General features: G+C 49.1%; 24 protein-coding genes and 1 pseudogene. 10 read left to right on the forward strand and 15 right to left on the reverse strand.

What is annotated here, in order from left to right; translation table 11 throughout:
- The 5 genes and pseudogenes from H6F66_RS00285 to H6F66_RS00310 all read left to right on the forward strand — a co-directional run.
- Positions 1–567, forward strand: a pseudogene (locus tag H6F66_RS00285) (hypothetical protein); the annotation flags it as partial.
- Positions 564–755: a hypothetical protein gene (locus H6F66_RS00290; protein ID WP_190417097.1), complete on the forward strand. Its 192-nt coding sequence runs from the start codon at positions 564–566 to the stop codon at positions 753–755. The pseudogene H6F66_RS00285 and the gene H6F66_RS00290, both read left to right, overlap by 4 nt.
- Positions 748–2,364, forward strand: a complete 1,617-nt coding sequence (locus H6F66_RS28125) for a hypothetical protein (protein WP_242023742.1) — start codon at positions 748–750, stop codon at positions 2,362–2,364. Before H6F66_RS00290 ends, H6F66_RS28125 begins: the two co-directional genes overlap by 8 nt.
- Before the next feature lie 67 nt (positions 2,365–2,431).
- A complete protein-coding gene (locus H6F66_RS00305; protein ID WP_190417103.1) occupies positions 2,432–4,669 on the forward strand; it encodes a DEAD/DEAH box helicase in 2,238 nt (745 codons plus the stop codon).
- A 74-nt stretch (positions 4,670–4,743) separates the two neighbouring features.
- Entirely contained in the window at positions 4,744–5,358 is a 615-nt protein-coding gene (locus H6F66_RS00310) for a hypothetical protein (RefSeq protein WP_190417106.1), read from the forward strand.
- A 33-nt stretch (positions 5,359–5,391) separates the two neighbouring features.
- Here the strand turns inward: H6F66_RS00310 and H6F66_RS00315 are convergent, their stop codons facing one another.
- From H6F66_RS00315 to H6F66_RS00345, 7 genes are all read right to left on the reverse strand, one after another.
- On the reverse strand, positions 5,392–5,625 hold the full coding sequence (locus H6F66_RS00315; RefSeq protein ID WP_190417108.1) for a zinc finger domain-containing protein: 234 nt from the start codon (positions 5,623–5,625) through the stop codon (positions 5,392–5,394).
- A complete protein-coding gene (locus H6F66_RS00320; protein ID WP_190417111.1) occupies positions 5,622–6,059 on the reverse strand; it encodes an AAA family ATPase in 438 nt (145 codons plus the stop codon). Before H6F66_RS00320 ends, H6F66_RS00315 begins: the two co-directional genes overlap by 4 nt.
- A gap of 13 nt (positions 6,060–6,072) precedes the next feature.
- Positions 6,073–6,390, reverse strand: a complete 318-nt coding sequence (locus H6F66_RS00325; protein WP_190417113.1) for a hypothetical protein — start codon at positions 6,388–6,390, stop codon at positions 6,073–6,075.
- 87 nt (positions 6,391–6,477) lie between these two features.
- A complete protein-coding gene (locus H6F66_RS00330) occupies positions 6,478–6,642 on the reverse strand; it encodes a hypothetical protein (RefSeq protein WP_190417115.1) in 165 nt (54 codons plus the stop codon).
- Between the two features lie 84 nt (positions 6,643–6,726).
- Complete coding sequence (locus tag H6F66_RS00335; RefSeq protein WP_190417117.1) at positions 6,727–7,242, reverse strand: antirestriction protein ArdA; 516 nt, start codon at positions 7,240–7,242, stop codon at positions 6,727–6,729.
- Between the two features lie 85 nt (positions 7,243–7,327).
- Positions 7,328–7,675 (reverse strand): hypothetical protein, encoded by a 348-nt coding sequence (locus tag H6F66_RS00340; protein ID WP_190417119.1) that lies wholly within the window; start codon positions 7,673–7,675, stop codon positions 7,328–7,330.
- A 58-nt stretch (positions 7,676–7,733) separates the two neighbouring features.
- Positions 7,734–8,030, reverse strand: coding sequence for a hypothetical protein (locus tag H6F66_RS00345; RefSeq protein ID WP_190417122.1), 297 nt, complete (start codon positions 8,028–8,030; stop codon positions 7,734–7,736).
- A gap of 214 nt (positions 8,031–8,244) precedes the next feature.
- On the opposite strand from H6F66_RS00345, the gene H6F66_RS00350 reads away from it, so the two are divergent.
- Positions 8,245–8,475 carry a hypothetical protein gene (locus tag H6F66_RS00350; protein ID WP_190417125.1) on the forward strand — a complete coding sequence of 77 codons (231 nt, stop codon included), beginning with the start codon at positions 8,245–8,247 and terminating at the stop codon, positions 8,473–8,475.
- 40 nt (positions 8,476–8,515) lie between these two features.
- On the opposite strand, the gene H6F66_RS00355 is transcribed toward H6F66_RS00350, so the two are convergent.
- A complete protein-coding gene (locus H6F66_RS00355) occupies positions 8,516–8,884 on the reverse strand; it encodes a hypothetical protein (RefSeq protein ID WP_190417127.1) in 369 nt (122 codons plus the stop codon).
- An 885-nt stretch (positions 8,885–9,769) separates the two neighbouring features.
- Here H6F66_RS00355 and H6F66_RS00360 point away from each other — a divergent pair.
- A complete protein-coding gene (locus tag H6F66_RS00360; RefSeq protein ID WP_190417129.1) occupies positions 9,770–10,024 on the forward strand; it encodes a hypothetical protein in 255 nt (84 codons plus the stop codon).
- On the opposite strand, the gene H6F66_RS00365 is transcribed toward H6F66_RS00360, so the two are convergent.
- The gene (locus H6F66_RS00365) at positions 10,007–10,540 is read right to left on the reverse strand and encodes a M23 family metallopeptidase (RefSeq protein WP_190417131.1); all 534 of its coding nucleotides are present in this window, start codon (positions 10,538–10,540) and stop codon (positions 10,007–10,009) included. The two genes, H6F66_RS00360 and H6F66_RS00365, sit on opposite strands and share 18 nt — an antisense overlap.
- A 41-nt stretch (positions 10,541–10,581) precedes the next feature.
- The gene (locus H6F66_RS00370) at positions 10,582–11,106 is read right to left on the reverse strand and encodes a thermonuclease family protein (RefSeq protein WP_199313281.1); all 525 of its coding nucleotides are present in this window, start codon (positions 11,104–11,106) and stop codon (positions 10,582–10,584) included.
- A gap of 61 nt (positions 11,107–11,167) precedes the next feature.
- Here H6F66_RS00370 and H6F66_RS00375 point away from each other — a divergent pair, with 61 nt between their 5' ends.
- The 3 genes from H6F66_RS00375 to H6F66_RS00385 all read left to right on the forward strand — a co-directional run bounded on the left by H6F66_RS00375 (position 11,168) and on the right by H6F66_RS00385 (position 13,838).
- A complete protein-coding gene (locus tag H6F66_RS00375) occupies positions 11,168–11,761 on the forward strand; it encodes a hypothetical protein (RefSeq protein ID WP_190417136.1) in 594 nt (197 codons plus the stop codon).
- 81 nt (positions 11,762–11,842) lie between these two features.
- Complete coding sequence (locus H6F66_RS00380) at positions 11,843–13,012, forward strand: hypothetical protein (RefSeq protein WP_190417138.1); 1,170 nt, start codon at positions 11,843–11,845, stop codon at positions 13,010–13,012.
- A complete protein-coding gene (locus tag H6F66_RS00385; RefSeq protein ID WP_190417140.1) occupies positions 12,951–13,838 on the forward strand; it encodes a TolC family protein in 888 nt (295 codons plus the stop codon). The genes H6F66_RS00380 and H6F66_RS00385 overlap by 62 nt, the downstream gene beginning before the upstream one ends.
- 59 nt (positions 13,839–13,897) lie before the next feature.
- On the opposite strand, the gene H6F66_RS00390 is transcribed toward H6F66_RS00385, so the two are convergent.
- The 5 genes from H6F66_RS00390 to H6F66_RS00410 all read right to left on the reverse strand — a co-directional run bounded on the left by H6F66_RS00390 (position 13,898) and on the right by H6F66_RS00410 (position 17,175).
- Positions 13,898–14,932, reverse strand: coding sequence for a metal-dependent hydrolase (locus H6F66_RS00390; protein ID WP_190417141.1), 1,035 nt, complete (start codon positions 14,930–14,932; stop codon positions 13,898–13,900).
- 4 nt (positions 14,933–14,936) lie between these two features.
- A complete protein-coding gene (locus H6F66_RS00395) occupies positions 14,937–15,680 on the reverse strand; it encodes an AAA family ATPase (RefSeq protein ID WP_190417143.1) in 744 nt (247 codons plus the stop codon).
- Positions 15,681–15,748: 68 nt separating this feature from the next.
- Complete coding sequence (locus tag H6F66_RS00400; RefSeq protein ID WP_190417145.1) at positions 15,749–16,240, reverse strand: hypothetical protein; 492 nt, start codon at positions 16,238–16,240, stop codon at positions 15,749–15,751.
- Between the two features lie 84 nt (positions 16,241–16,324).
- Positions 16,325–16,528, reverse strand: a complete 204-nt coding sequence (locus H6F66_RS00405; RefSeq protein ID WP_190417147.1) for a winged helix-turn-helix transcriptional regulator — start codon at positions 16,526–16,528, stop codon at positions 16,325–16,327.
- 101 nt (positions 16,529–16,629) lie between these two features.
- Positions 16,630–17,175: a recombinase family protein gene (locus H6F66_RS00410; protein WP_190417149.1), complete on the reverse strand. Its 546-nt coding sequence runs from the start codon at positions 17,173–17,175 to the stop codon at positions 16,630–16,632.
- Between the last annotated feature and the right edge of the window lie 21 nt (positions 17,176–17,196).

Consider the following 17,196-nt stretch of genomic DNA (forward strand, 5'->3'; position numbering starts at 1 on the left):
TCGCCAAATGGCGAAACTTTGTCGCCAAATGGCGAAACTTTGTCGCCAAATGGCGAAACTTTGTCGCCAAATGGCGAAACTTTGTCGCCAAATGGCGAAACTTTGTCGCCAAATGGCGACAAGCGAGAGCTAGAACCCTTGGAATTAAACAGCTCTAGCACCTCTTCATATACTTCTCAGATACTTACAACTACTTCTCACTTAGAGGAAGAAGCAGAGGGTGCGACTGAGAGAGAGCAAGAGGAATTTATTAGCCAGCTTCGGGAACTCCGGATCAACCCAGATGATGTTAGCTGGACTATCAAAAAATTCTCTGCCGCAACGATTGAGAATGCGATCGCATATACCCAGCAGCAGACTTGGGCAGATAAACCAGCAGCTGCTTTTGTAAAGGCTTGTAAGGAAGGATTGAAACCTGAACCAGCAGCAGTAGCCACCACCACTGAAAAAGCTGCCGCTACTCCGTTAGAAATCTGCCGCGAATATTACAAACTCTCGCCGCCGATCGGTTTAAAGCTGGCGGCTCAGTACGGCATTGATGAGCAGCTGCTCAAGGAGGAGCAATGAACTTGTTTTTGAGTCCGAATGAGTATGAGCCTTGCCCCATGTGCGATGAATTGGGGCTGGTGCAGGATGATAGTGGCTTTCTTCATGAGTGTGACTGGTGCAGTGGTTCTGGAGTCGCTCTAAATCCCTTCTATGTAGACCAGGAGATTGAGCGTACCTCTGAGCAGTGGAGGGCTGATCATGAGTAGTTCTGGGGAATTAAAAAGTTTAAAGGTTGGCGCGAGAGTCGAGGGGTGGCACCCATCCTCGCGGCGTTGGGTGAAAGTTACTGTTACCCGTGTCTCTACTAAGTCGTTCCAGGGGACAGAGGTAACAGCTGATAGAGATTTTGAAAAGTGGACAGGTTTAACAAAATGGAAAGAACCCAGCTCACACAGCTTGACCTCTGCTCCGGGGTTGGTGCAGGCTTCGCCCTCGCAGGTTTGCAGCTCGGCTTTGACCTCGTTGGACTCTGTGAAACAGACTTTTACTGCCGCGACATCCTCAGCAAGCGATACCCCAGGCGGCCAATCCTCGGAGATATTAAGCGCCAGGAATGGACAGACATCAAACACAGCCGTATTGCCGACGCTGACATTATCACAGCCTCCTCACCCTGCCAGCCCTTCTCAGTGCAGGGAAAGCGACTCGGAGCGGACGATGAGCGAGATTGTTTCCCCGCTGTCGTCAGAGCTATCAGAGAAATTCAGCCCAGATTCTTTGCAATCGAAAACGTCCCCGGATTACTTAGCTGCCCTTTTAAATTCGGATGGTCAAGCGGCTCTTACTTTAAAATTCTCACTGGAGCCATTGAGCAAATCGGCTACAGGTGGGAAAAGCTTATTATCAGCTCAGGACACTTTGCCGCCCCCTTCCTTAGAGAGCGGCTACTTTTGGTTGGAGTCTCCGGGCGCACTCTCGTCCAATGGGAAAGGGCGGCCACCTGGTCAGACCAGGCTAGAGAGTTTTTTGAAATCGAAAGGGCTGCTCAACGACGGCGAGGTATTAAACCCGGTTATCCTAAGCGATTGGTACAGTCTCCCGCCGAATTACCTAGATCCCTCGGAGTGCCAAGCGGCAACGGACTTATTAGAAGCCAGAGAACGGCAGCTGGAAATCTTCTCGATCCAAGAGTCGCCGCCGTCGCCCTCCGCCGAATCTTGTACTTGTCCGAGTTGTCCCAGTTGTCAGCAACCCCTGCTAGATTTGGCTGATGGCTGTGGGACTTGTGGATGGTTCACTACAATTCCCTGGAACGAGCGGGAATGGGGAGATGAGCCACTTGATCCAGATGATGTCTGGAGAGTGGGCGATCGCGTCCGCTGGCAAAAAGGTTTACAGCAGTTTGGAACTGTGCGCGGGGTTAGCTGGCAGGAACTACTGGGAGGCAAGCTACCTCTGATTGTTATTCGCTGGGATGGGGCCGCCAGTGATGTATTGATTCCGCCAGAACAACTCTGGAGAATTTGGGAAGACCAGGAGCAGCCTAAAGTTAATTCCCCAGAACTGACACAGCAGCCTAAAGTTAATTCCCCAGAACTGACACAGCAGCCTAAAATTAATTCCCCAGAACTGCCTAGGAAGCGATGTGATAAAGGGCAAGCTAATCCATCAGGCAGAATTGAGCTACAGGTTAAGCGTAAAAAGCTCAGTTCTGGGGAATTGAGAACCTATGAATACAACCTCTACCGCTATCAGTTGGGTGGTGTAGGAAAGGTTTACAGCAAAGTGATTCCATTGGGGAAGCTGGACGAAGTACGGGAAGCGATCGCTGCGGGGCATCCTGCCGAAGTAATTGTTAAATGGTTTTGGGCTTAATCTTCGCTATTGGAGCGTACACTACAATTACGCTATAATTTGCCATATGTATCGAGTGTACGCTGCAATGGCTAACTTCAATCCTTTAAGGGAAAACTTAAGAAAAGAGACACCTAAATGGCGCAACCTTCCTACTACTGCAATCCGAGTGCCTGAGATATTTAAGGATCAGATTTTAGATATTGCTCGTGCTTTTGATGATGGCAGAGCAGTTGGTTTGAGCAGTGAGCTGAGCTTGGATAGCGTTAGTCAGTGGCTCAAAACTTTGGAACCAGATCCGCTGATTCACCTGAAAACTCAGATTGAGTCTGTATTGGTCGAGGCAAAGGAGCGTAAATGCGATCGCCGTTTAGAGCAAGCTATCAGCTACTTGGCTAGTCAGTGTGATGGTGCTTTTAATCAAGATGGTGTGGGGTTTAATGGTGCTGATACTGGTTTTGGTCATTGGTTAGCAGAATTAATTAAGCAGCAAAGACCTATCCTTAAAAATCATGCTCAATCTGCTTTAAAGATGTTGCGGAAATATCAAAAACAGCTAGAGCGGGGTAGCCTAACATTACCTCAATGGGAAGCGATTGAGCATCAATATCCAGATAGAGTAGATTTGCGAACTGAACTCAGCATAAATGGTGAAGAGAAGCCCATCATTCCTGAAAAGCGCATTCAGATTATAGGTAGCGTAATTGGAGTGTACGCTCCATACGATAGCACAGGTAGATTTCAGCGAGATGCTAAAACTATTAAAGGCTATGAATTCAATGGTGATGACAAAAGCTGGCGATATCCTATTAACAAGATTGAAGAAGTTTTAGCCAAATTTCCTAAAGAAGATGGTTATTACTACGATCCAAATATTGAAGGAGCAATTGCACTTAATCGAGCGCAAAAGGCAGAGGAATCTGCACGGTTAGAAGCTGAGGTGTTGGAGAAGTCAAACAATATTATTAAACTAACTCAAGCTGCCGATTTAGATGCGCCGCTGTCAAACGGTTGGTATTTGAGGGATTACCAGAAACGCGGTGTGGAGTGGCTGTTGGCTCATTGTCGCGGTGGTATTCACAGCGGTGGTGTTTTGGCAGATCACATGGGGCTGGGAAAGACTTTAACTACCTTAGTTGCTGCCAAGGTAATGCAGCGTACACACGATTGTCCTGTGTTTGTAATTGCTCCAGTGTCGCTGCTGGAGAATTGGCGGCGCGAGGCAGAGATAGCAGAAGTTCGGATAGAGTGTTTTAGCTGGGCGAAGATGCCTAAAGCTCTGGAATCGCAGAAATATTTACTCATTGCTGATGAAGCTCATTATGCCCAGAACGAGCGATCGCAGCGTACACAGAAGTTTTTAGACTTGGCTCATAATCCTAATTGTTTGGCTACCTGGATGCTTACGGGAACGCCAGTTAAGAATGGTAGACCGATTAACCTTTACCCGCTGTTGCTGGCAGCCAGTCACCCGCTGGTAGAAAACAGGCTTGATTATCAACTGCGCTATTGCAACGCTCACCATAAATCGATTGGTAGGGGTAGGACTGCGTGGGATGTTACCGGGGCGGCGCATTTAGACGAGCTAGCTAAAAAGACTGAGGATGTTATCTTGCGGCGGACTAAACAAGAGTGCTTGACCGAACTGCCAGCCAAGACGCGATTATTCAAGAATGCTGAACTAGAACCTGGTAAGGCTAAATCCTACGATGAGGAGATTCAGGCATTGATTAAAGACTTCCGTGAACGGGCTAAACGTAAGGAAGTCGATCCCGATGCTGAGGCGTTGGTCACTCTCAATTATTTGAGGAAAGTCGGCAGCAAATTTAAGGTAGATGCAGCTGTAGGTTTAGCTGAGGAACTATTAGAGCAAGGTCAGCAAGTAGTGCTGTTTACCGAATTTGTAGAATCTGCTAATGCACTGTACGCTGCATTGGGCGGTGAAATACTTACTGGTGAAAGTAAACCAGAGGAAAGGCAGGGGATGGTTGATCGTTTTCAATCTGGCGAATCCAAGGTGTTTACTGGAACCATCAAAGCTGGTGGTGTTGGGTTGACGCTAACTGCCGCTTCCCACGTAATCCTAGTTGATCGGGCTTGGACTCCCGGCGATTGTGAACAGGCTGAGGATAGGTGTCATCGGCTTGGTCAAACTAATGCCGTTTTTGCCACTTGGTTGCAACTTGGTTATATCGATAGTGCGATCGATACTCTTCTTCAAAGTAAGCAGGATCGGATCGAGTTGGTGCTGAAAGGTAAGAGGAGGACTTTAAAGGGTTTGGCTTCTCCTAAAGATTTAGCTAAAGAATTACTCGCTATCCTCTAAATTTGTTGGATTTGCTTTGTCCACTGGACAAACTAAAATATGTCCAGTGGACAACTGGACAAGTTGAGACAATTATGGAAAATTTGATTAGTGTCAGCAGCTTACAAGAACGCTACAACCTAAGCAGCAGGCAGGCTGTAGACGATAGGATTAAGGGCTTAAACATCCAGAAGCCAGCACGAGGGAAGATTTCTCAAGAGCAACTGGACAAACTGGACAAACTGGACAAGTATCTAAAAACCGGGGGCAAGATTGAGAATTTTGCTCAGCCAGTAGAGGCTGAAGTCCAACAGGTTGAAAGGCTTCCAGCAGATGAGCGGGAATTGTCCACCGGACAACTGGACAAGCCTGCATTGTCCAGTGGACAACTGGACAAGTCATCAGACAATTTTATTGAACTGGTGCGGGAGATTGCCGCAGCACTGAAGCCACCAGCACCACCAGTAGAGCCACTGCTGCATTTGAAGGAATTGGAACGGGCGGCGGCGGCTGGCTGGCTCCTCACCTCTAACCAGGTGAAAGAACTGGTGGGAGTGAAGCCAGTACCTAAGAAGGGCGATCGCACTTTTACCCGTGGCTCCTTTGCCTTTTCTAAAATTCCGCTTGAGGATAAGGATGAGGAGGGCAAGCCTAAATTTAAAAAGATTGGCAGCCAGACTGCTTGGAAAGTTTCCAAAACTGTTGAGTAGCCATTAAAAAGCCCCAGTTAAAGGGCTTTACTTTTAATTCAGTTCTGGGGAATTGAATTTCTCAGCTTCTCTGTGAACTTTGCACCATTTCTCATGGGCCATAATTGGCTCCCCGCACACTGGGCAGTTATTAGGAAACTTCTCTCGATCTGGTAGTCTTCCGGTGCCGTCGCAGGTTGGGCATTCCATGTCGTAACTTTGATGCACACCTGGCACTGCTGCAATGTGCATTTGACCCGATCCATTGCATTCTGGGCAAGCTTTCATAATTTATCTTCTTGTAGTTGTGTTGAAGGATTTAATTGCCACGGTTCCCAATTGTCTCGCTGGCGTTGTAACACTTCCTCTGGGAGATTGTGAATTGAGGATGTCTGATTGCCGCTGGGAAGCAGAACGCCCTCACAGTGGATGATTTGAATTGCATAGCCATATTTAGCCGCTACGTCTATGTAGGACTGAAAGTATTTCTGCTTTACAAAAGTATTAGCGACGGCAAGGCGGTCTTTACCCTGTTGCATCCACCCTTCAATTGTTTGAAAACACCATTGATGCGATTGAGCTTGTAACTCTACCTGATAAGTGCCGTTTTGATATAAACCGGGCATATCATCAGATGCGATCGCATACTCGGTCAATGCGGACGCTAGAGTGCTTTTACCACTGCCACTGATACCTCTGATTAAGTACAAAGTTTTAAGCATTTTATTCTCGTCCCTAGAGTTTAAGTAACTTTCGCTTTCGACCCCCAACCGGGGTCAACCATTTGCCAGTGCTTGAAACCCTGAACCCTAAACCTCCATTGCTTAGAGCCTGGAGGGTTTGCTTGACTGTGTTGGGATGAGTATCGGTTAGCCGCCCGATTTCCTCAAACGTCAGCGCATGGTTGCTAATTTCGTCCAATATCCTGATAGTTCTGCGTTCTGCTCTGCCCAACAACGGCAATAGCCATTCTTGCTCGTCTGGATGCAGGCTCAAGAACTTACCTAGCATGGGCGCTAGGTCTGTCAATCTGTCTGCTGTGGTCTTGTCCATGTTTCAGTCCCTAGTAGGGGATGATTTCAATTTTATAAGGCTTTGATAGCCCCATTTAGAAATAGAGGCTATCAAGCTATTCCTTATTTACAACTCCTCGCCAATCAAGTTAATTAAGTCTTCAACTTCGCCAATAAGATCCAAAATTTTTTCACTAATTGGATTCTTCTGATGTAGGTTTGATTCCTGGGAAATTTCCATTAGTTCCCCAAAAATTGAGTCTAGTTTTTCTTGGATCTCTTCAAGCGTCATGATTGTTTATCCTCTTTGTGGGTAAGTGCTGCTGGCTTGCCCGGATGCTGCCAGCAGCTTGTCAGTTCTGGGGAATTAAGCGATTTAATTGCTAAAAACGTAAACGCCGCCGTCGCACTCGATGCTGAAGAATGAATCGATAAACAGGTCAGTTGCTACCCTTTCCCAGTCAATGTAGTAATCCAGATGCTCTGGGATGGTGTAGCTCTCCCTGTAATACTCCTCAGCAAAGTCTTCCTCGCTGCTGTATTCGCCTTTGTAGCTGTCTTGGAATGATTCATCGGTCGCATCATCAACACCCATGTGCGAGGCATAGGCTGCGAATGCCTCGCCATGTTCGGCTATCGCCTGAGCCAATTCTGCAACCTTTTCTAGGCTTTCATATTCGCTGATGCGAATTCCATAGAAGCCTTCAAAACTGTGGATGGCCCATTCTTCAGCATTTGGTTCTGGGGATTGCTTCAGCATCTCCTTGACCTTGGCTTCGATGTCTTCAGCGTCCTGGTCGGCATTAATCCAAGACCCATAGAGTTTGCCGTTTGTGTATGCAGCGAGGCAGGCAACGTAGATTTTAGGCTGGGCTGTGGCTGTGAGTGTCATGATTAGATATCCTCGTTGTGTTTAATGGGGTGCTGCTGGCAAAGTCTTTGGTCGGATGCTGCCAGCAGCTTTTAGTTCTGGGGAATTAAGCGGCCTCGATTTCTAGCTTGGCGATCGCCTCGCGCTTCTCCAACTTGGCGACGGTGAAGCGATTACGGACTAACTCCAAATCAATAGCGAGGGAGTCGCGCTTCTCTTTCGTCTCTTTCAGAAGTCGTGACGATTGATAGTAATCACCGTCTGATTGCTGCATCTCAATTTTTTTAGCTTTGCGCTGAGCATCGTTTTTTAGGCTGCTGTCGAAGGCAATTGCCTTGTCAATCTCTGCCTCAAAAATCTTGACGCTCTCAGCCAAACTAATAATGTTTTGGTCGAGGTCTAGAATCTGCCGTTGAAGTTTAGCGATCGCTTCCGGATATTGATTGAGCTTCATGTTAGTTCCTGAGTGATAAAAGGTTTTTGAGTGGGGGCTAGAAGCCCCCGTAAAGCATTTAGAAGAAGGCGCTAATCAGTTCCTTTTCACAGTCTGCTAGATGGAGCTGAATCTCCTGCACAGACTGGAATTGTGCCTCTACTTGCTTCTCTTCCTCTTCAGGATGAAACTCTGCATAAAGTGCTTGATTATCAGCTAAGCAAGCCATCGCATCAATCTCGGAAAGAATGCCTTCAACATCCTTGTACTCAGTCTCGGCTTGATAATACTTATCAAGGTATTTGTTAGCGCGCTGAATGAATGTTTCAATCAGGTCAACGAGATTAGATTCTGCGGAAATTGGGTGAAGTGTCATAATAGAAATCGCTCAATTACGGTAAACGTTGAGTAGTAGGAACCTGTGCAGACTGGAAACTAAACAGGTTCCTATTTATTAGTATGCCATGTATACATGGAAAACGAGCATCAAATCTCTTATGTATACATGGATAACCATAAGCTTTTACTATGTATTCCACGTATACGAAAAGGTGTTACTCTGGGATGTAGCCTGTATACGTGGATAAGCAATGACAACTGAGAAAGGTGGCGCACCTAAAGGAACAGTGAACAATCCCAACGGGAAGAATCAGTATGCTGGGGAGCTGGCAGAGAAGCCGTTGACTGTAAGGCTGCACAAGGACATAGATGCTGCGCTTCGAGAGATTCCATCTGAAGAGAGGAATGCTCTCATTAGGGAGGCGGCCGCCTCTGCCTTAAACAAGTGGAAACGTCTCCAAAAGAGAAAAAGCCACCCATAGATAGTTATGGGTGGCCCCCGAAGGGGGAACCGCAGAACAACTAAAACAAGGACAACTGAACCGGGGCAGGGGCGGAACCCCACCACGAGCCGCCGAGAGAAACCAAACCCCAGCCAGCCGGAGGCAGCACACCCGAAGGCAGACAGACAAGGCAGGGAACCCCAGAGCCGAGGGCGAAAGCGAGGGAAGCCCAGGAACCGGAACCAGAACCAGAGAAACAGCGAGAGGACGAGGCGGAGGGAACCAACCCGGAAGGGCAGGGCGACGCAGGGAACGACACCCAAACGCCAGAGCCAGAGCGAACGGCAGACACGCAGGCGACAGAACGACGGGCAAAGGCAGAGCGGCCACGCCCGAAGGAACCGGAGGCGACAGAAAACACGGAAGCCGACGGGAAAGCAGAACGCACAACAGCGTCAACCCCGCGCGCGCACCCCACAAAAACGGAGGCAGACGGAGACACCGCAGCGCAGGCCCCCAGAAGCGACACCGCAGACACTGCGCCCAACGGAGAACGAGAGCCGGAAAAACCCACGACGGAAGCCGAAGACAGGGCCGACACCACCGCAGCGGGGAGAACAGAGGAAGCCGCAGGCGCAGCCGCCGCAGGCGCAGCCGCCGCAGGCGCAGCCAGCGCAGCGGCGAGAGCAACAGCAGCCGCAGCCGAACCCGGAACCCGAACACGGAAGCGGCCAACCCGAACGGAACGACAGGGGAACCGCACCCGGACGGAAGGAACCAGGCACGGAACCGACACCCGGAAGCGGCGACCAAACGAGCGCACAGCGCAGAACCCACCACCCAAAAGGGAAGAAGCAGCAGCACTGGCGAAGGCGACGGCAACAGACCGGGAAGCGAACGAGGCAACGCACACCCAGCCGGAAAAAGACCGGGACGACGGACGCACCGCAACGACACCCAAACCAGGGAAGGAACGGGCCAGCAGCCAGACCGCAGCAGGCAAAGGAGCGGGGGCAGCAGGGGACGAAGCGGCAACAACCAGGGGACGGAACGAAGAAGAACAAACCACTGTGAGAAAACCAACCCAACAACACAAGTATAGCACGTATACGAGGTAAACACAAGCCGCAAACCCAGGCAGGGCAAGGAACACAGCCGACGCAGCCCACCCCAAGAACCGGGCAACCAACGAACGACCGGAAACAAAAACACACAAACGACCGCCGCCGGAGGCACCCCCCCCAGGAGACACCCGGAACCCAGCCGCAGCAAACCGCAAGGCAGAAGCCCCAACCGCAGCGAAGCCACCCCCAGCAACACAACTGGCTGATTAATGTTCAATCCCCAATCCCCAATCCCCAATCCCCAATTCCCAATCTTCCCTGACTGCAAACCGCCGACAGCCGCAGGCGGGCTGGCCGCCGCAGGCGCAGAGGCGGCGCGTCAGCGCGGCAGTCGCTGTCTGCGGCGTAGCCAGATCCGCCGCAGGCTGGCGGCGGAACTACACGCCAGTGAGCGCCCGGTGCGGACGCACGGGGCGCGAACGGTAAGCGAAGCGAGTAGACTGTCTCTAGTTCTGGGGAATTAAAAGCGCTGTTGGATTAACTGCTGCTTTGCCTTGAGGACGAATTTCAAAATGTAGGTGAGGGCCTGTACTGCGCCCGGTGCTGCCCATTTCTGAAATTAGCTGACCTTGCTCGACTGTCTCGCCTTCTCGTACCAAAAGGCGGTTGTTGTGGGCATAACGGGTTACGCTGCCATCAGCGTGTTGAATGTCTATCAGGTTTCCGTAGCCACCAGAGTTCCAACCTGCATATACTACGACTCCAGAAGCAGCTGCAAAAATAGGTGTTCCAATGGGTGCAGCGATATCGATACCCTTGTGCATCCTTCCCCAACGGCGACCATATCCAGAGGTCAGGGTGCCTCGCGCTGGCATTATGTATCGGGGATTCAGTTCTGGGGAATTCAGTTCTGGGGAATTAATTTGAGGGATAGCTGGAAGATTGTAGATTGCCGTCAGCTTTGTTTTAGTAAATTCTTGAGCGATCGCATTTGTAGTGAGTAGGCAGAAAGCAGTTACCAAAGCAATGTGACGGCGCATAAAGTGTCCTACGTGTCAGAGCGGTAAAGCATTTTATGCGCTCATTTCCGTTTGCTTCTACGGTAATCCCACGGTTTTTGATAGTTGCCGCCCCACACTCCTAAGCGTTTTTCCTGGGCGATCGCCTCCGCTGTCTCTAGTGGCAGTTTGTTTGGGCAGTTGTTGACGAATTCCTTATATAGGTAAGCGTTGCCGGACATCAACTGTTCAGCATTTAATAACTTTTCCTCATTCCCCAGAACTGTGAAAACTTCCGCCACGGTTCGCCCGTAGCGGTCTTTTTCCAGTGCGACGACCTGCACCTGATTATCTGTCTGAGCAACGAGCGATCGCAGATGTTCTGTCGCCTCTCGTCCCAGAGGTTGCGATCGCTCTGGGGCATCAATGCCGCACAGCCTAATCTTTAGCTCTGAGCCGTCAGTTTGGCGCACGGTAAGGCTATCGCCGTCCGATACTCGCATCACAAACCAGGATTCTGAGCTTGGGGGTGTAGTTCTGGGGAATTTACAGCCAGTAATTGCCCCCATGCTTAGCAACAATATTAATAAATAGTTGTGTACTTTCACGGATTTCTTTACTCCTAAATAGCATTTAAAATGCCCCATCTTTATGTAAAGATTGCAGACAATGAAGACTAAAAGAATTGTTGGGTGTGTAGGTGCATTTTTAAGCATTGTATCCATAGTTGGTTCTGCTTATGCAGTACCTATGAAAGATGCTGCGGGAAAATTGTATATAGATGACTTAACCCCTTCTGGCAGTGCGAAAGTTGATTTTCCGAACGCATTGAAAACAATCAACTCTAACACTGATGCTTGTGGAAGATTGATTGTAAGAAATAGCAGTGGCACACCTCTAACGGGTGTTGGCTCAATTTTGATAAACGGCACTTCTACACCAGCGCCTACAGCAGTTGATACTGTTCCTCGCTGCTTAAATGGTGTTGCAGAAGTACCGCAAACGACTCCCTATAAAACACCTGCCGGAGATTTTGTATTCCCTGGTTTGTCGCCTCTATCCAGCCAAGCGATCGCTTTTCCTGGTATTAGTTTGAGTCGTAACGTAAGCGTTAATGCTTGCGGATTTATCAGCTTAACAAGTTCGGCACAGTACCCATTAACTGGAACGATTAACGTCAATGGTACTCCTGTGAATACTACTACCGCTCCTATGGGGAACCCTCCTAAGTGCATTAACAACGTTCTTTATACAGCAGAGTAGTGAGTGAGTTTGTGCATCTCGGATAGCTTAACAACTGGCTTGCGCCTTCAAGGGCTAGAGCCAGTTTTTATTAGGAGTAATATGAATAATTGGAGAAATTTTATATATGTGGTTGCCTTTTTTATTTTGGGGTTTCCGGCAGCGATCGCTCTCTCTAATTCTTCCTCCAGTTCTGGGGAATTGAAGGGAGGCACTTTACCAAGTTTCCCAGTCCAAAAAAAGGTAGCTCCTTCTGCATCGTCTGGAATTCCGAAAACTTTTAAGCTCAATATTTCAGTTTCCAAGCCAGAAGATTTAAAGGTAAGGCAGGGCGAGACGGTAATTTCTGGGCAAGTGTTGGCAGATAGAGTGAGCGATCGCAATAGATTAAATTTAGCCAAACAAGAGCTAGAGCTGAGTTTAAAAAAAATTGAGGGGAGTATTATTTTCAATCCTCCCAAACCAAAAAGTGTGCCTTCTGTGGCTTCGCTTCCACCGTCGCAATTTAGGGAGCAAGAGGCAGACATTCTCGACGCTCAGATAAAGGTGAGGGAGGCACAGATAGCCGTCGATTTACACAAAAGGTCATTATCACTTGCACCACCCAAGGAAACTTCAGAATTGGAGCAGGCTAGGGCTGTTGTTGTCGCCGCAAAAAATAAGGTGGATATACAACAGCGGAAAATAGATGCGATCGCAACCATGACCCTGCCTGAAGCTGTCTCTGAACATGAGGCTAAGGTGATGGAACAGCTTCAGACTGAACTCACATCGAGGGAAGCAGAGGAACGTGTCGCCGCCGCCAATCTTGAGGCTGCATCCCTTGGGGCTGCTGAGGAGGAGCGCCAACTCTTAGCAGACTTCGACCGGGCGAAATCTAATTTGGAATTGGTTAAAGCTCGCCTCGATACTGCCCGTGAGAAAAGACAGCGGGAGGAATATCAACATCAGCTCGAACTAGCGCAGAGAGCAGAGCAGCAGAACCAGGCTGAGCAGGCTTATTCAAGGCAGTTAATGGAGGCTCAAGCCCAGGAGCGTGAGAAGGACTATCAGCTCTCCCAGGTCAGAGCCAAGATTCAAGATGTGAATAGCCAACTTGCACAGCTGGCGACAATTAAATCCCCTTACAGTGGCCTAGTGCGCCGGGTGAAATATGAAGGGCAGAGCAATCAGGATCTCAAGGTTACTATCACTATCGCTACTGGTAGCAGTGCAGTTCAATTCCCCAGAACTGAGGGCGATCGCATCCCCGGTATTGCTGGCTCAAACTGAGGATGACAGCGGTAGTGTCCCATCTGATCCAGAAGAAAATCCACTACAACCTGCTGGGCCAAGTATTGAGCAGTTGGTACGCAGACAGATTAATAGTGATCTTTGGGAGGAAATGAAGGGAAACCTCCCCTGTGCTGATGCTACAACTCCTTGCATTAGTCAGTTGCAGGCTTTGGCTGGGCAGAACAATCCACTGCTAAAAGAGGTAGACACTCGGATTGAGGAAATTCAGGGGAAGATATCTGAGGCGAAGGCTGCAAACAAACAAAGTATTAATCTCTCAGTGCTTACTCCTGCGGTGCAATACCTTTTTCAAGGCACTGGTGCCACTCCTACTCCAGTTCAGCCCGGACAGCGACCACTGGGCTTTTTAGACAGGCTGGTTGGAATCTTTACGAGTATTACTGGGATTAACGGGTTACTGGGTGCTATTGGAGTGCCGACATTTCAAGCACTTACTGGCGGTAATAACGATGCTAAGAACCGCTCGATTGCGATCGCTGACCTTCAGATTAAGCTTGCACAATTGCAGCGGGATAGGGCAGAGTTGGCTGATGTTATCCGTGAGAAAGTTTATCAGGCAGCTTTTGACCTTGACGATGCCAAGCGAGAATTTCAGGTTAGTCAAGAGCTGGCACGGGGTCGGGCTGCATTGAATCAACTGGCAGAGGTTGAATATAGGCTGGGGCAGGGGTCAACAGAGTCTTACTTGAATGGTTCCTTTGCGCTTCAACAGCACAATGCTTCTGTCTTTAGAACCTGGACTAAGCTGAGGTCTGGAGTGGTCAGGGTCAAATTGCTGGTGTTGGGGGCTGAGGGATTGTGATTATTTGGGGTGCGATCGCTGTTCTTACTATTTGGGCTGTTCTCAACTCTTGGATGGAGTCATAGCCGGGGCGCTGGGTAGATAATCTTGGCTGTTAGCTGTCCAGTAGCGAATTGATTTAATAGCTGCCCTGCGGCTAATTCAATAGGGTGATACTGCAATTTAATTAATTCCCCAGAACTGGAGATGGACTGGAACTGTCCGGGGGTGGGGGTGATTATTAGTTCCTCTGGCGCGTCAATTTGCAACGAGCCAGACAAGTAAATGGCGCTGCCAGGATGCGCTGCTGCTAAGCTTTCCAGAACTGCGGCGGGTTCCTCGTCGTTAAATGTCAGTGGTTGAATTTGGGTTGATGCGTTGTTGGATGCTGTCGCTTTTAGTGAAGAAACAATGATTTCCTTACCCGTTTGGTACAGTCCAGTTTGGTCTTGAATTAAAAAATTTCCGCCCAACTGTTCAACCAAAAAGAAGCGAGATTTAACACGAGTGCGATCGCTCGTCCGAGTCCCTGTCACATCAATATAGATAAGGTGTGTTGACCCATCTTTATTTAGCACTTGTTCAACGCTGTCCTTGTTGCCCAGCACTTGATTGAGTTGCAGTGTCAAGCCCCCGGCTGTTTGGATGTTGTACGAGATGAGCAGGGCAGCGATCGCAGTCGCCAACACCCAATACTCAGGAGTGCTACCAACCCGCAGCCGTTTGTTTGGGTTCATTGCTGACACCCATCTAACAGGGCTGGGGTAGAAGATGCAGACACCCTCCTTGGTAAAGCAGTCAGCGACGGCACTGAAGAAATGACCTAGCGGCACGGCTGCCCACAGATGCCAGTTTCCGAAGTAGTACCACAGTGGCAGTGCTGCGATAGCTAAGAGGAAAGTTGCATTAATGCAGTGTGTTACTGTTCGGTGCGTGTACCGCTTCTCTATCCACGCCGCCACAGGATAAAGGATTTTTCCTGCTGTACTATCGGTAGTGTCAAGGTCTGGAATTTGACTGCTGAGTGCCGCTATCCCTAGTACCCAAGGGTCAGCACTGGTTATGGCAATTGACACCGCTGCCGCACTAATAGCAGCGTGAGTTAGTCCCATCATTGTTTTATGCTCGGCTCAACTGGCGAATAACCATGTACAAAACCAATGCAGCGCCACCGATTAGCCTCATAGCTGGGTCGCCATTAGCCAGGTAACGAAGGATTGAAAAAGCTGCTAACCCTGCCATTAAGAAAGGTGTGATGCTGCGGTACTGGTTGCTTGACTTGAATAGCTCTGACTCTTCGCCCAGTCGCAACTGTTGCACTAGATATTTAGCCCGTGTGATGTTTCCCCCGGCGCGGCTTGTGATGCTGGCAAGTTGCTGAGTGTTGAGTTTCAACCCCTGGTGCTGGGCTTCCTGAGAAATGAGCGATCGCATTTCCAGCTCTGGTATTTCCTCAAGCTGTAGAAGCACTGGCATTTTTAGGAAGATGTCACGCTCTGGATTCCTTGAGGCCAGCAGTAACAGCACTACGCCTTGATTGTGCAACCCCTCTAGCCAGTACCTCAGTGATGCTGACCATCGCTCGGCACTGTCGCAAATGATTAGTGTGCCGCTATCACAATTCGATGCAATCTCTTCTCGCAGCTGGTCAGCACTCATTGGTTTCTCTCCCGTTATGTCCCCATCTTTGTTGTAGGTGGGGGTAGTAGTTGGGATATCAAGCTGTTTGGCGATGCTGATTAGGGCTGCTTTCAAAGCTCCGGTATAGGATGCGATCGCTATTGAATATGTCGCCGCCAGTTCTGCCGCTAGTCGATTCCCCAGAACTGTTTTACCTGCCCCCGCTTCCGCCATTACCAGCACGGATTTACCTTGCAGCAGTGCGTGTTTGGCTCGGTTGTAGGTGTTTTTGTGAATCTCTGAGGAATGATTTACGCTGCTGCCTGCTGTTGTTCTTGCATCTGTTGTTTCCGCTTTCTCACCAACTCCTGAGCGTACTGGAGCGGGTCTACTGGCTTTGGGGTGGCGATCGCCTCCGCTTGTTTCACCTTTTGCTGTAGTTCTTCTGGTAGTGCTTCAGGATTATCAATGAACTCTTTAGTCAACATCTGCTCTGCAATGAGGATAGCAGTAGCTTTGTTTTGGGCAGCGTGTACCATGCGTGTGATTGCTGCATTACCTTCCCCTGTAAATTCTGCCTCTTGAGCTGGGGTGGTTTTTAAGCTGTTTTCTACAGTTGCCAGCTCTCCCCCTTCCATGAACCCGCTGTAGCCGCCTGTTGAGCTGATGTGGTCGCGTAGAGCCGTTAAGTTTTCCTGAGTAGGTTTTATATTCCTATCTGTTAAATACCTCCTCCACTTATACGCTGCCGCTTGTTTAATGCCGTAGATTTCCTTTATTTGGTCAATAGATAATTCTTCCATTTCTATGCTCCTTGATGCCTCGCGTAGGGTGGGGGGTGTAAATAATTGATATTGAATTGGCACTATATGGGGTATCAAAAAAAATTATTTTTTGATTTTTGACAAGTGCCTTTTAACTTGATAGATAGAAAGCTCTACGCCTTCCGCTATCTCTTGCACAGAAACATTAGGATTTTGATTGAGCATTTCTACAATCCTTTCTCGTCGTGCTTCGCCGCGCTTCCACGAGGGAAATGGAAGTTCTTCACAAGCGTCTTCAAAGCACCCAACTCTGTACACTCCTCTCATCGCCATCTCTATGTAAAGATGGGGAATGTTACACGCTTTTGTATGGAACTTACATCCGCAAATTCCACAGAGTTTGTCTCTTTATAAAACTTTTATACGAGTCAGTCGTGAATGCGGCGGTAGTATGTAGCGCGGCTGATGTCTAAAGTTTTGCAAATTTGATTAACTCGCTTGGACTGCTTCAAAGCGATCGCACTATCAATCTGTTCTGGGGATAGTTTCCGGGGCCGTCCACCACTGCGCCCCCGTGCCTTAGCTGCCGTTCGTCCTGCCTCGGCAGTTTCGAGAATATAGGCGCGTTGCCATTCAGCTACAGCTGCCATGATGCGAAAAATTAACTCGCCGCTGGCGCTGGTGGTGTCCATCATCGGTTCGGAGAGCGATCGCAGTTTGATGCCGCGTTCACCAATCTGTCGCACCAGGGCTATCATCTCCTCGAAAGTCCTACCAATTCGGAGGATGGAATCAACGATTAACTCGTCACCCTCTCGTGCATAATCCCAGCACTGTTGCCAGCCGGGTCTATCCATCGTCCCGCCCGTCATCTTGTCTGAGAAGATGCGATCGCAGTTTTCTCGTTGGAGTGCGTCCAGTTGTCGATCAAGGTTTTGGTGATTTGTCGATACTCTGGTATAGCCAATTTTCATGATGTCTCAAAATCAAATCTG

This window comes from Trichocoleus sp. FACHB-6, assembly GCF_014695815.1.
Classification (GTDB): Bacteria; Cyanobacteriota; Cyanobacteriia; order Cyanobacteriales; family FACHB-T130; genus Funiculus; species Funiculus sociatus.